Source organism: Chryseomicrobium imtechense, from assembly GCF_041475995.1.
GTDB lineage: Bacteria > Bacillota > Bacilli > Bacillales_A > Planococcaceae > Chryseomicrobium > Chryseomicrobium aureum.
On record NZ_JBGOBM010000005.1, the window covers coordinates 163082 to 176700 of the forward strand.

Annotated in this window: 13 protein-coding genes and 1 pseudogene; 4 read left to right on the forward strand and 10 right to left on the reverse strand. The window is 43.5% G+C overall.

What is annotated here, in order from left to right:
• Window positions 1-41: 41 nt before the first annotated feature.
• The 7 genes from allD to AB5N96_RS07020 form a co-directional block, all read right to left on the reverse strand.
• Window positions 42-1055 carry an ureidoglycolate dehydrogenase gene (gene allD, locus AB5N96_RS06990; RefSeq protein WP_204589685.1) on the reverse strand — a complete coding sequence of 338 codons (1014 nt, stop codon included), beginning with the start codon at window positions 1053-1055 and terminating at the stop codon, window positions 42-44.
• A 12-nt stretch (window positions 1056-1067) separates the two neighbouring features.
• Entirely contained in the window at window positions 1068-1610 is a 543-nt protein-coding gene (hxlB, locus tag AB5N96_RS06995; RefSeq protein ID WP_204589686.1) for a 6-phospho-3-hexuloisomerase, read from the reverse strand.
• Window positions 1611-1618: 8 nt separating this feature from the next.
• Complete coding sequence (locus tag AB5N96_RS07000; RefSeq protein ID WP_499705052.1) at window positions 1619-2575, reverse strand: sugar kinase; 957 nt, start codon at window positions 2573-2575, stop codon at window positions 1619-1621.
• Window positions 2576-3595, reverse strand: a complete 1020-nt coding sequence (locus tag AB5N96_RS07005; RefSeq protein WP_499705053.1) for a LacI family DNA-binding transcriptional regulator — start codon at window positions 3593-3595, stop codon at window positions 2576-2578. It lies immediately after the preceding gene.
• A 214-nt stretch (window positions 3596-3809) separates the two neighbouring features.
• Window positions 3810-6053 (reverse strand): TOTE conflict system archaeo-eukaryotic primase domain-containing protein, encoded by a 2244-nt coding sequence (locus tag AB5N96_RS07010; RefSeq protein WP_499705054.1) that lies wholly within the window; start codon window positions 6051-6053, stop codon window positions 3810-3812.
• Window positions 6054-6250: 197 nt separating this feature from the next.
• Window positions 6251-6682: a hypothetical protein gene (locus tag AB5N96_RS07015; RefSeq protein ID WP_204589690.1), complete on the reverse strand. Its 432-nt coding sequence runs from the start codon at window positions 6680-6682 to the stop codon at window positions 6251-6253.
• Window positions 6651-7832, reverse strand: coding sequence for a phospholipase D family protein (locus AB5N96_RS07020; RefSeq protein ID WP_499705055.1), 1182 nt, complete (start codon window positions 7830-7832; stop codon window positions 6651-6653). Before AB5N96_RS07020 ends, AB5N96_RS07015 begins: the two co-directional genes overlap by 32 nt.
• Window positions 7833-8222: 390 nt before the next feature.
• Between AB5N96_RS07020 and AB5N96_RS07025 the strand changes: the two genes are divergently transcribed.
• A complete protein-coding gene (locus tag AB5N96_RS07025) occupies window positions 8223-8945 on the forward strand; it encodes a DUF6904 family protein (RefSeq protein WP_499705056.1) in 723 nt (240 codons plus the stop codon).
• Between the two features lie 228 nt (window positions 8946-9173).
• On the opposite strand, the gene AB5N96_RS07030 is transcribed toward AB5N96_RS07025, so the two are convergent.
• Both AB5N96_RS07030 and AB5N96_RS07035 read right to left on the reverse strand, forming a co-directional pair.
• On the reverse strand, window positions 9174-9383 hold the full coding sequence (locus AB5N96_RS07030) for a Fic family protein (protein WP_499705057.1): 210 nt from the start codon (window positions 9381-9383) through the stop codon (window positions 9174-9176).
• 167 nt (window positions 9384-9550) lie between these two features.
• The gene (locus tag AB5N96_RS07035; protein WP_499705058.1) at window positions 9551-11092 is read right to left on the reverse strand and encodes a YifB family Mg chelatase-like AAA ATPase; all 1542 of its coding nucleotides are present in this window, start codon (window positions 11090-11092) and stop codon (window positions 9551-9553) included.
• Between the two features lie 506 nt (window positions 11093-11598).
• On the opposite strand from AB5N96_RS07035, the gene AB5N96_RS07040 reads away from it, so the two are divergent.
• Window positions 11599-12279, forward strand: coding sequence for a transposase (locus AB5N96_RS07040; protein WP_499705059.1), 681 nt, complete (start codon window positions 11599-11601; stop codon window positions 12277-12279).
• 207 nt (window positions 12280-12486) lie between these two features.
• Window positions 12487-12636 (forward strand): annotated as a pseudogene (locus AB5N96_RS07045) (ATP-binding protein); the annotation flags it as partial.
• 47 nt (window positions 12637-12683) lie between these two features.
• On the opposite strand, the gene AB5N96_RS07050 reads toward AB5N96_RS07045, so the two are convergent.
• Window positions 12684-13100, reverse strand: a complete 417-nt coding sequence (locus AB5N96_RS07050) for a hypothetical protein (RefSeq protein WP_499705060.1) — start codon at window positions 13098-13100, stop codon at window positions 12684-12686.
• 196 nt (window positions 13101-13296) lie between these two features.
• On the opposite strand from AB5N96_RS07050, the gene AB5N96_RS07055 reads away from it, so the two are divergent.
• Window positions 13297-13419 carry a hypothetical protein gene (locus AB5N96_RS07055; protein ID WP_499705061.1) on the forward strand — a complete coding sequence of 41 codons (123 nt, stop codon included), beginning with the start codon at window positions 13297-13299 and terminating at the stop codon, window positions 13417-13419.
• The last annotated feature ends 200 nt before the right edge of the window (window positions 13420-13619 follow it).

Below are 13619 nucleotides of genomic sequence, written 5' to 3' on the forward strand. Positions count from 1 at the left end.
TTAAAGTGTAAGTTATATACTAAAATCTTTAGTACCGTTAGTTAAGGCGTTGCTAAAAACTTGTAAACTGAAGATGCAATCGTAATACCTTCTTGTAAACTCCGCTCTTCATTTTGTTGCTCAATTTCTCCTGGGACAAGAACTTGTGAAAAGCCTGCTGCCGGTTCCACTTGACGAAGCTCATCCATCATCTGATCCATAGAGTCAAGGAAGCCATCAAGTGATGTGAAGAAGGATGGATTGATTACACAGACATAATGGCCGAGTTTACGTGGCTGGTCCAACCCTTCATACATTGGTGCGATGTGCGGACCGAATGCAGCGCCGGCAAGTAAGCCAGAAAAGATATCGACAATGACCGATAATCCGTAGCCTTTTGGACCGCCAAATGGTGTCAATGCTTTCACCGCATGAGGATCTGTCACTGCATTCCCTTGTTCATCAACACCCCAACCGACGGGAATTTCTTTTCCAAGCTCTCGATGTTGAAGAATTTTTCCGAGCGCCACTGTGGACGTTGCCATGTCAAGAATGAATGGTTTGTTGTCTCGTGCCGGAATACCGTAAGCGATTGGGTTTGTCCCTAAGAACGCTTCTCGGCCACCAAAAGGCACCATGATTTTATCGGTATGGGTCATAGCCATCCCAATCAAGTTTTCCTTTGCGGCTTTTTCCACAAAATAGCTAAGTGCGCCGCAGTGACTGCTATTATTGACCGTCACCATGCCCACTCCAGCTGTTTTCGCCATGTTGATTGCGTGGTCCATGGCGATGTCTGCGTTGACATGCCCGAATCCATCATTGCCGTCGACTGTCCCTGTAACAGGGCCAGAAGCGGTAAAGAGTGGTTTGGCCGACGGATTTATGCCGCCTGCTTTGATTCGGTTGACATAGTGCTCGGTGCGCAACACACCGTGCGAGTTGACACCTCGGAGGTCGGCATGAATCAATACGTCCGCTACTTTTTCAGCATGCTCGGCAGAAACACCTGCTGCTACGAATTTAGAAATCGCTAGCTCCTTCACTTCTTGATGCGGTTTAGTTACGGTTGTCATATGTTGTCTCTCCTATTCCAGATTCGCATGGTTGTCTTTTAGCGAATCGTAAGATGTTCCTTCAATTGCATCGATAATGGCAGCATCTAAAAGTAAGTGTGCTGCTTGGTCAAACTGGTTGCCTAATGGTTGGATCGTTTTACGATGTGCGTGTTTTTTAGACTTGGTTGCAGCCGGGAGTACGAGACCTTGAAGAAAAGGTGCTGTTCCTAGTACATCTTCATCTGCCGTTACTAAAAACACGGTGGCTCCAGAATTGCTGGCTTGAGTGGCACTATGGACACTTGATGAGGTAGTGCCGGAACCTGATAACACAATAAGTGCATCTCCAGTCCGAATCGCAGGAGTAATCGTTTCACCCACGACATACACTTGTTTCTCAGCATGCATCATCCGCATCGCAACCGCTTTCATAATAAATCCAGAACGACCTTCTCCTGTAAAAAAGAAGCGTCTGTCTTGCTGTAATAGTTCGACTAGTTGGTGATACTGCTGTGAGTGAACCTCAGAAAGGACTTTTTTCATTTCATCAACAATGGTCTGGATCGTCTTCATGTAAACACCTACCGTTCAATTGCCGATTCATTTTTAATAAACCGGTTTAGTTCAGCCAGATAAGGGAGTCCCTCATTATCTCCTGACACAGTTGTAACTAGCGCTCCGGCACCATTTGCCACTCGGAGTCTTTCAGATGCGGGAATATTTTGCAGAGAGGCATAAATATAGGCTGCATCAAATCCGTCCCCTGCGCCGACTGTATCGATTGGTGTAACAGGAAATGCTTCTGCAGTTACCCATTTCCCTTCTGAATAAAGAAGTGAACCGTTTGCTCCGTCTTTGATCACGAAATCTTGAATATGGTGTTGGTCACTGAAAGTCGCTAAACTTCCTTGGTCACTGTAACCGAGCACTAATTCGATTTCATCTAATCCCGTCAAGACAATATCTATGTATGGCCATAAAAGTGTAAAAGCTTCTCTTGCTTCTTCAATCGTCCAAAGCTTTAAACGCAGATTTGGATCGAATGACACCGTCACTCCCCACTCTTTCGCAAGTTTCACAAGGTGTTGGATCAGTAGTACATTCTGTGGGTCGATCGCCATGAATACGCCTGAAATATGGAAGACGTCGATCCCTGCAAACAACTCTTTTGTAAACTGCTCTTTTGTGAAAGTCAGTACAGGTGAGTTCGTGCGGTAATAAAATGTCTTCCCAGAGCCGTCTTCACGAATCTCTTTGAAGTTTACGGATGTCGGATGACCTTCAACAAATTCCACATGCGACATTTGTACGCCTTCTCCTCGTGCAAAGTTGTAGATGACACGGCCAAACTCATCATTTCCTAAACGACTGACCCATGTTGTATCTACCCCAAGGCGTGCACAGCCGATTGCAAAGTTTAACTCTGCACCACCGACTTTTCGCTCGAACGTCGACACATACCGTAGTGGTCCGGTCGTTTTTGGGTTCATCGTAATCATTGCGTCCCCAATCGTGAGGACTTTCTTTTCCTTTGGCATTTACATTCGCTCCATTTGAATGGATTCCCGTTTAATCAGCGTTGGCGCATAGCGTTTCGCGTCATACTCTTCTTTGAAAATCGGGTGTTTGATTAATTTTAGTAAGAACGTTGCTGCTTCTTTGCCCATCTCAAAAGTGGGCTGCTTGACTACTGTGATAGACGGCGTGAATGCATCGAGGTACGGGGAATCATCGATTGTCACTACACGCAAGTCTTCTGGTATTCGTAAATTCTTTTGTTTTGTAAACTTTAATAATTCGATAAGTGAAAGATCATTTCCTGTGAAAAACGCATCTGGAAAGTTTCCTGCTTCGAAAAGTGCAACGAGTTGATGCCGGATGTCTTCTCCCTTACCTTGGACAATCCATTGTTCATTGACTTCTAATCCATTCAACATCAAAGTGTGGCGATACCCTTCCAGTCGCTCCATCCGAGGAGTTACTTGAGGAAGAATTGTGGAACTAATAAATCCGATTTTTTTGCTGCCTGCTTGAATTAATTGTGACACTGCCATGTCTGCTGCTGCATGGTTATCAAGCAGTAGTGTCGGATACAATGTCGGGTGAATCTTTCTATCCATAAAGACAATTGGAAAATTCATTTTTTTTAGCGAGCAGTACAAATCGATATTGTCACCTGTCGGTAAAATGATAAGACCATCGACTTGCTTTGCAAGAAGCATCTCGATATAGTCTTTTTCTTTTTCCGGATTGTCATCCGCGTTACAGACAAATACATGCACATTGTGTTCTCCAGCAACATCTTCAATTGCACGGATAATTTCTGTAGAGAACGCATGTAAGATATTTGCAACAATGACGCCAATTGTAGATGTCTTTTTTTGTTTCAGGCTTTTGGCAATGAAGTTTGGAATGTAGCCCAGGTCTTTGATTGCTTGTTCGATACGTTCTCTTGTTTCCTGAGACATGTATTCATAGCGATTGTTTATATATTGCGAAACCGTACTTTTGGATACGCCTGCTTCTTTTGCTACATCCATCATTGTGACTTTCTTCATGTGCGCCTTCCTCCAATTAGACTAAAACGATTTACTAAACCGGTTTAGTTACTTGCTTAATTGCTAGTATAAATGAAAGGGTTTTCATTTTGCAAGAGTTTTTTAAAAATTTGTTTTATTTAATTTAAAAGGTGACAGGCACCAAATGGAAGTTGATGGTAAAAGGTGACAGGCACCAAATAGGAGCAACCTCCTAAATGGTGCCTGTCACCTTTTAAAACAACCGCAACTGACTCTTCTCCTTCTTCGCTTCCTCAACTGTTGAATAGCCAAGTGATTTGTACCCTTTCAAGCGCTTTTCGTACATCTTCAAGAACGCTTCATCTTTATGATCTACATAATCGTATACTTCTACAGATTCCTTGCCTTCGTATGCTCGGTGGAGTCGGCCAACGTATTGCGCAAGTGTACCTTTCCAAGAAACTGGCATCGTTAAGAAAATGGTGTCTAAGCGCGGATGGTCAAAGCCTTCCCCAGCATATTTACCCGTAGCGAGAATGATACGTTCTTCGTGATCCGGTAGTTGATCAAGCTTTTCAAATTGCTGCTTAAGTTCTTTTTTACTCAGTGCACCTGTTAGAATAATGACATTTTTCGTAAAAGACTTTAGTTTTTCTTTTAGGATATGAAGATGTTCAACTCGTTCTGTCAGAACTAGAGGATTTCGTTTTTGATCCAGCGCCTTCAGAATGTCATTGAAAATCATGTCGTTGCGGCCTTCATCGTGTACTAACTGTTCCAAAATATCCTTTCCTTCTACAGCCTTAAAGTTCGTCATTTTCGGATGAAGAATATGATGGAACTGACGGATGGTCGCTTGTTGTTTTGCATCGATTTTATATACTATCTGCCCACATTGCATGTACATTAAAGCGTGCAATTTATCTTTTCGCGTTGGTGTCGCGGTCAACCCGTGAACGTATGCACTTCGCTGTCTCTTTAAGATTTCTTCGAATGAATAGGCGGAAATATGATGACACTCGTCCACAATAATCTGGCCATATGGATATTCAAGCCCTCTCGTGCGAATGCTTTGAATGGTGGCAATATCGATTTGTCCCGTCGGCTTACTTTTCCCACCGCCAATTTGGCCAATTTCTTTACTCTCAATAGAAAGAAATGCTGTGAGTGCCGTCTTCCATTGTTCAATCAGCTGGTTACGATGCACTAAAATCAGAGTGCTCACTTTGCGTTCTGCGATAAGAGCTGCTGCTACAACCGTCTTTCCAAATCCAGTCGTTGCTGATAAAACGCCGCAGTTCATTTCTTTAAGGTGGTCAAGTGCTTCATGCTGTTGCGGAAATAGGTTTGCGAGTAATTCTACTTCTAAGGGATTTCCGTATTCTCTCAAGTCTTTTACGGTCACTTGCATCTCGATTTCTTTTAGAATTTCATCCACCTTTCCTCTTGGAAACACGAATGTAGTTGGACTTTCCATATACGCTTTGATACTTGAGGGAATTCGGTCTGTCGGTAATCGTTGAGACTTCGCTTTGAAATACTCCGGGTTGCTGACAGTGCATAGTGTCGTCAACTTTTCGGTAAGTGTTGTTGTTAGGAAATGTTTCGGGATATGTAATCCTTCACGGAGGACTAGTTCTGTATTCTCTTGAATTATTTCCGGTTGATTTGTGGGAAGTTGTTGATTTAGTATGTTTTGGATTTGTTGTTGGGAATAGCAGGTGATTTGTTCTAGCTGCCGCCACTGGTTTTCAATGATTTGAAAGTACTTGTCTACAAAAACAGTTTTCCCCGTTTTGCGTTTTTCACCTTGTAAAGGAAGGGCAATGAGATTCCCAAGGCCATTTTCAGTTAGCACATCTTGAGTTGGAAACATTCTATCAAACGATGAAAGGGAAGTCTTCTGCCTTAGAAAAGCTGCTTCCTTAAGCAACTTGCCCCCTAACTTGCGAGCAAGTGTTGCTGGAACTCGTTCGGAAAAGAATAGCCAGATATGACAACCTTGTCCTGATTGAGAGATTTCAACTAAAGTATGTAATTGGTAATTCCTCGTTACTTGTATGAATGATATGACATCCTCTTTCCAGTCTTTCTTATCAAAATCAAACGCCAGAAAGAAACAACTGTTGTCTGGAAGCATCGGATAAATGCCGACTGTCAGTTTGCCTGAAAGATGGTCATAAAGCACATCTTTTGTTAGGGGTAAGAGCTGTCCCTTTGAACTCTTCGCCGGAGAATAGCCGGCTTTTCCAGCTCCAATCCAACGCAGGGCGAATACGTCTTGACGTCCTCTAAATAGTTTTTGATAGATAGCGAGACGTTGGGTGATGACCTCATGTTTGGACAGAGTGGTAGTGGACTCATGGCTGTTGATTTTAGTTACAGTATCGATAGACAACAAATTGTTTTGTTGTAAGATCTGCCTGTACTGTTCGAGTTGTAGTTTCAATTGTTTATTTTCTTTAAGAAGGGCTTGATACTTTTTTTCATAGTCCATTGTGTCACCTCGTGTCTGAGGATTTGTTGTGAATAGTATACCTATTGAGTTCGCAAAAGCCAGTACATAAAAGAGTTCATATTCAGCAGGAAATCTTGAAAGTGCAGTAGAAAATTATAAAAGTACAGCAGGTGGAAGGTGACAGGCACCAATTGGAAACTGATGGTAAATGGTGCCTGTCACCTTTTAATATTTTCTTACCTCCCTACCCACCTCCGCCAAAACCCCCTTAGCGGTTTCTCTCCGATAAAGTCCATAAAGATTTTTTTGTCGAGAATCAGTACAGTATTGTCTTCTAGGATGCTCTCTGTTGGTAAATAGTTATTGATTTCTTCTCGCTCACGCTTTGTTTTCTTTCCTAATACCTCCGTGCGGACGTAGATGGTATTGTCGTTTCGGACATCAAAGGCATCTCGGTTGCTGATAAAAAGTTCTCTCCAGATTTTTTTACCACGCTCGTTGTAATCATCGAAACGATGTTCTGAAAACCATTTTGGAATCTCGAGGTTGCATTCTGTGTGATAGTCCCGGAAGATTTCACGTGCGACTTTTAAGTAGTCGTCAGGTGAATAGAATTCTTCGTCGTGTTGTATTCGCTCAGATATACGCAGTGTAAAATCTTGATACAAGGTGGTCTCTCACCTTCCACATATGGGAAGACATAAATGTATACAAGATGGCCTCAAAGATACGCATTTGTGTCTTATTCGAGCTTTGTATCGTAAAGGCGTTATACGCATCGATAAATTGGTGAATCAGGAGGAGCTGATTTTTAATCTCTTCAGGGGTTGCTCGATTTGAAAACAGAAACATAGTCTCTTCATCCGATTTTTTATAAAGCATATGATTGGATTCGTTATATTCAACAAACACTCGTGTATCTACTTCTTCTGTCTTTTTATTCAGGCGCGACAATTTACTTTTGATTGACTGTGTCTTCTTTTCTAGTTGAGCTTTGGGCAATAAGATGCGATTTCCTGTCTTTTTATCGAGTCTTGTCACGATTTCAATGATTTGCTTCACTTGTTCGACAGTTTCTTTTTGTGAGTGAGTTTTTTGAGCGGCCTCATTCAACTCTTCCATTTGTGCTTGTGTAAACTCTGCAGCAAACTTTCCAGAATATATCTCTTCTTTCAACACTTCTGTTAACTGTTCGGAATCTGCGATATTAATCTTCTCTCCAAGAAGTGTCCTCTTGAACGCTTCTGGAACGAAATCAACGGTTTCTGAATAGATCTCATTGAACCGACTCTGATAAATATCAAACAGTGGATCGTTATCCATCACTATGAGTTCTTCATATTGTTTTCGTTCAGTGAACGCTTGTTCCGTGAAGTTTGCGGAGCCAATCATAACTCGCGTATCTTCTTTGCCATCCAGCAAATAGATTTTCGAATGTATAGGATCATTTCTTTTGGAATAGCGAATTTGGTATTTCTCTGTTTTGATTCGTTCTTGTATGGCTTCAGGAAGGTTTTGAACGAGCTGAATGCGTTCATCAATCGCAACTATTGATTGCAGACCAGCTGTAAATGCTCCTGCCACATGCCCGTCTTCAATACCGAACACCAGGTGTACTTCATCGAATTCTTTTGTCATAGTGAAAACGAATTTGGGAGATGCGACAAATGAAACCACACGAAGTCTAGAGAACCTTGTTGCATCAAATAATTCTTTTGGTGTTGAGTCTTTTACAACACCATTATGAACGACATGCAAATACCGTGCTGCTTGTTCTTCATCAGTAGCAAATAAATTGATTTGTTCATCTGGTTGCATTTGGGCACCTCCGTTTTTAGGTTCATGAATACGAATTCTTTCACCGTAAAATTGTAGCCCTAAATATTCCATCTCTTTAGCAGATATATTCAAGGTACATGTTATAAAATCCTTTATTTATAAGTTGTCAATGTAGGAAAATTAAATGGAAGCGACTTCCAAAAGGTACCTGGACCCCACACAATTTCAACACACTTTATGATTATCCATTTTCGAACGAAGAAATGCGGGTTCCCAGTGCATGCCCAGTGAATAGTCATGAATGTCTGAATTGTGTTTGGGACAGGTACTTAAAAGTAACAGGCACCATTTGGATTCTACTTCCAAATGGTGCCTGTCACCTACAAATAACTTTGCTATACTAAGTAAAAAACAGTGGGGGATTACAGAATGCTTAGAATGGAAAGTACAGAACACCATGTAGGGATTAGGTTGGCTGGGGATTATGACGAGCTAGAGCGACTCTATGAAGCGCTGCATGCTGTGGTGGGAACCGAATTTGAGTACGATGATTATGAGGCGAGTAGGCTCCGTGTGTTAGGGGTGTGTTATGATCTGCGCCATGCGATGATGGGCGATCGAGGGGCAGTGGCGCTCCCGAATGGGTACAGTCGCGACATTGGAAAATTTTTGAATAAGATTGGTCCGGATAAGAATATGTACTTTACATGTGAAATGCTATGGCCGGAAGCGATCTTTATTATGTTAGTTCTGGACGATTTTATTCATCTGTACGAAAGAAAGATGAAAACCCATGTTTGGGATTTGACGGTGATGACAGTCCGGTCGTTCCAAAGCGCTATTGCGAACTGTTTAGAAAAAACAATTCCTGCAACTAAGTTCAACAATGCCAAACGGTATTTCAAGTCGTATGCACCAGGAAAATACAATCGATTCACGACCATGTATGTGGATGATTTGAATATCACACATTTAGAAATGACACCTGAGAAACGCGTCAATCAGTTGAGCATCCTTGTCAAACGACTAGCAGATTTCCCTGACGAGTATTATCACTTGCACCATCAGGTTCTCGAGTCGGCCAGAAGACATAACTGTCACCCTACTGACTTGCGTTATAATCGGGAGTATCCGGAAGATTGGGAGTGGTGAATCTAAAGATATCCGGTATTCGTAAAAGCTGGATATGGAAGGAGTTCCCAAAAGGTACCTGGACCCCACACAATTTCAACACACTTTATTTTTATCCAGTTTTTAACACAGGAATGCGGGTTCAATTTGTATATTTAATGAATAATCTTCATTGTCCGAATTGTGTTTGGGACAGGTACTTAGAAGAGAAAAAAAGTAAAATCACTTCAAAGTCCACACAAAAATCCCTCACCGCGGCTTGGTGAGGGATTTGTTTAGGTAGTATTTTTGATTCGGACTTGTCGGTTTGTCCGGTAGTGTAAGATGCAGGACTTGTTTTTGTACGAGCGGCTTAAGGACGTGTTCCCGTAAATAGCGCGGGCTTTTGATGTTTGTGAAGTTTTGGATTTCCGCCCTTGTCCTTGGTGTTCGGCAATAGTCTGCTACTTTTTGTTGCACGGGTGTCAGACCTGCTAGGTATCCTTCTTTTTGTTCGTTGGCATAGTCACTAGCTTGGTCACCCTCTTGGTCACTAGCTTGGTCACTCTTTGGTTTTTACAACGGAATGATGGTCTGGAAGATGTCGTCTTCAATTTTGAGATCTGTCGGGAAAGAACGAGTCAATTTCACACCTCCACTTCCCCACCTTCTTCCGCGACATTGGAGTCTGTTGCGACGGGCATGAGTGTGCGGTAGTGGATGGCAAATGCGATGGCTCGGTCGGACAGGTGGTCGATGCCCTCGAGGTCAGAGATGGTACGGGCGATGCGGATGAGTTTGAGCTGGGTGCGATTGGACCATTTGTTGTCAAAACATGCTTGGTTGATGGTGTCGAGTTGGGTCTCGGTGGCGCGGCAGTTCTCGAGGACGAGTTTGGACGGGGCGTTGCCGTTCAGATAGCGTCCGTTGTAGCGTTCGTGCTGGATGATGCGGGCTCCGGTTGTACGGTCACGAATGGTTTTCGAGTCTTCGCCTGGCGCCTCTTCTTGGATGCCGCTGCTCTTGAGGCCCATGATGAAATCGAGCCGGTCGTTCAGTGGACCAGAAGCTTTCAGTTGGTAGTTGCGGACCTGGTTGGCGCTACAGCTGCAGTAGCGCTGACGGGAACCATGGTAGCCACACGGGCACGGATTGGTCGCAGAGATCAGGATGAAGCTTGCCGGATAGCGGACGGCCTGTTTGACGCGGGAGATCTCGACTTCCCCGCTCTCCATCGGTTGCCGCAGCATGTCAAGCGTCTTTCGGGAGAATTCACCGAGTTCATCAAGGAACAGCACGCCTCTGTCTGCTAGTGAGATCTCGCCGGGTTTTGGGTAGGTGCCGCCTCCGATCAAGGACATGGCAGATGCAGAATGGTGCGGGTGTCTGTAGGGCGGTCGCTTGGAGATCGGTCTGTGGTGTTTGGCGAGAAGATAGGTGTTGTGTACATCGAGCACTTCTTGATCGGTGAGGTCTGGCAGAATCGTATGGAACGCATCTGCGAGCATCGTCTTGCCACAGCCTGGAGGACCGGTGAACAGCACGTGATGACCGCCGGCCGCTGCGATCTCGAGTACTTTTTTCGCTTCAGAGTGGCCGCGGATCGCTGAAAAATCGATGGAATGGGTCTCGTCCTCTGTCATTTCCGGGAGCGGTTCGGTCTCGGTCAGACGCATGATCGGTTGGCCCTCAAGGTACTGGAGGGTCTGGCTGATCGTCTCGAGTTCGACCAGTTCGATGTCATCTTTCGGTAGTAACGCATAGTTGGGTCCAGCGGGTACGAGTATGCGGGTAAAGCCTAGCTTTCGTGCTTGGTTGATGCATGGGAGTAGTCCGTGGAAGGGCATCAGGTCGCCATAGAGGTTGATGGATGCGAGCACGCATGTCTCTTTGCCGATACGGAGTGGGCGTTTCTTCATCCGATCGATGACAGCGAGTGCCATGGCGAGGTCGAATCCGGTGCCTTGTTTTTGGCGGTCGGACGGGAAGAGCTGTATGGTGACCTTGGTCGATGACAGGTTGAGACTCAATGCATTCAGGGCACTGGATACGCGTTCGCGGGATTCTTTCAAGATGGCGTCTGGCAGGCCGACGATGACGAGGTTCTCTTTTTCTTCGCGGATCCGTGCTTCGATGGTGACGATGTGGCCTTGGGATCCTTCGAGGCCGACTGAGTAGATGGCACGCATGGGCGTTCCTCCTTGAGGGTGGCTGTTTTGGAAAGTGTAGCACATGGAGCGGTGGCTGCCTATTGCTGGGAAGAGCAGTGCTGCTTATAACGCAGTTTTGGGAAAATGAAGTTTTCTCGGAACCGCACACAATTCATCACACATCCTAGACAACGCCATGGTCTTTGAATTGTGTATGGACTGGATACAAATAGATAGTTGTCATAGTACGAGTTTTTACAGCAAAAACTTCTTAGGAATTGTGAGTTTTGGGGATTTGGTATAAATCGGAGTTTTCGTGTTCGGTTTTTGGTAGAGTGCAAAAGCTACACTTATCTTCCAGTAAACATAAATTTTTATTCGTGACCGCTCGCACACAATTTCAGTTTGCGCGTGTTTTAGATGTCAAAATGAAATTTTCATAGCGGTTTTCGTCGTTTTCCTGCTTCAAATCCAAGTTTTCACGTCCTGCGCGCAATTCTCGGGTGTGCTACAGTCGCAGTACATAGGACGAGAGGAGTGGTGGGATGCCACGGAAGAAGAAGGAATATGACCCGAACAGTTTCTATCATTGTATTTTGCGAGGCAATAACCGGCGCTATATCTTTGAGACGCCACGTGACATGCAGGAGCTGATGCGAGCATTTGACTATGCGTATGACCGCTATCCGTTCCGGGTGCTGGCGTTCTGTTTTATGACCAACCATTACCATGTGTTGCTGCGGGCGGAGTCAGGTGACATCAGCAAGATCATGCGCCTTGTGAATCGGCGGTATAGCGATGTGTATCGACACAGCAGAGGTCATGTCGGCCGGATCTATCAACGGCGCTATTGGTCGAAGGGTGCCCAGACCGTCGTCGACCTGTTGCACACGAGCGGCTACATTCACCGCAACCCGATAGAGACAGCCATCCCGATGGTCACGGACCTCCACGACTACCCCTATAGTTCATTCCCCTATTATGCGGGTACTCGGACAGACCTGCCCCGATTCTTGGATATCGACCTCCTCCCTCGACTCATGCCCTATCCGTATCCACCGAACCATGCCGGCTACTGTCAGTTCGTTCTCGGCAACCGCTTCTTAGCGGAAGAGGATGCACACGAGGAGGACGACGAGCGGACAGATACGCTTTTCGGTCAGGAACGATTTGTCTGGCGGACGGAGTGGATCGCGTCAGAATCAGAGAAACCTGGTATGGACTGACGATTACAGGAGAGAACTTTTTTAGAATTCTGTTCTGAGTTATCTGTTTACAGACTTCCAGAATTCCCCTCTGAGGTACCTGTGCACCACACTACTCTGTCTATTCACTACAATTCTATAAACATGAAGAAAGAACCCAGTAATAGCAAGGGCCCTCCTCCTTTTATGCAAATTGTATTGAATTGTTTTGTGCACAGGTACCGATTTTCAACGAACCTACGGTTCAGTGAGTGGAACCATGTGTTTGGGGACCCTATATTGACTGAGGCCGTAATCGATCGTTTAATCCATCACTCACATCTCGTCGTCTTTAAAGGGCCTAGCAATCGAATGAAAGAATCATTGATGAATAACTAAATACGGTGGAGAGATGCATCTGGCAAGCAACATTTTTAATTGCCATTTCATACATTTCTTACTTGCCAAATACAGTGACGATAGTGTCCTAGTATTTCTTGCATAATAATTTGACGTTTTACCGCTCGATTTTCGACAATTATAAATGAGAAAAAGTAATAGATAGCAAATACAAGAGAGGTCATTAGAACAAAAAAATGGATGATGCGCAATCCTTGATCATCAACAATCACCATAAAAATTGATGACAGGTTAATTACTGCAAATAAAATTAATAGGTAGTATATACGTATATAACCACCAATCTTATACTTTCTCAACAAAAATTTACCGTAGTCCACTCCAATAATGTTTTTAGATTCTGCTAGAGAAGTCAATCCTATTACTGTCATATTTATCGCAATGATTGCAAATAAGATATTTGCATCAGTTGCAAGCCTTCCCAAGTCATTTAATTCATTCACTTCATCACCTCCATATTTATCGTCTATTGTTAGTTTATCAAGACAAGATCGTTAATTCGACATTTTTTTACATAATTAAAATAGTAAGGTAATTTAATAATAGATACTTTAGCTATTTAGCTTTAGATGAAAGTGTGATAGAATAAACACAACCTTTTCATATGTTAGAAGTCTCCATATTTTGGAGGTGAAACACATGAAATTTATTATTCCTGTGGATATTTCATCTATTATATCCGTAACAGTTGCCCCATCTGAAGTAATAGCTTTAGGTATTACTCTAATGTTTGTAAAGGTAATAAAAAGTGATTTAGAATAAATCCAATTAGCACCTTTCAGATTTTTGGAATAAGAGTTTTGAAAAAATTATAATGTGGAGATTAAATTATGAAAGAGGTTCTCATGCTTAATTGCATGAGTAACCAAATTATAATTAATTTGAAAAGGTACTTGAACTAATTGTTCAAGTTATCTTAAAAATAAACTATAGTAAACTTTCATAATTACTATCTTCACTTT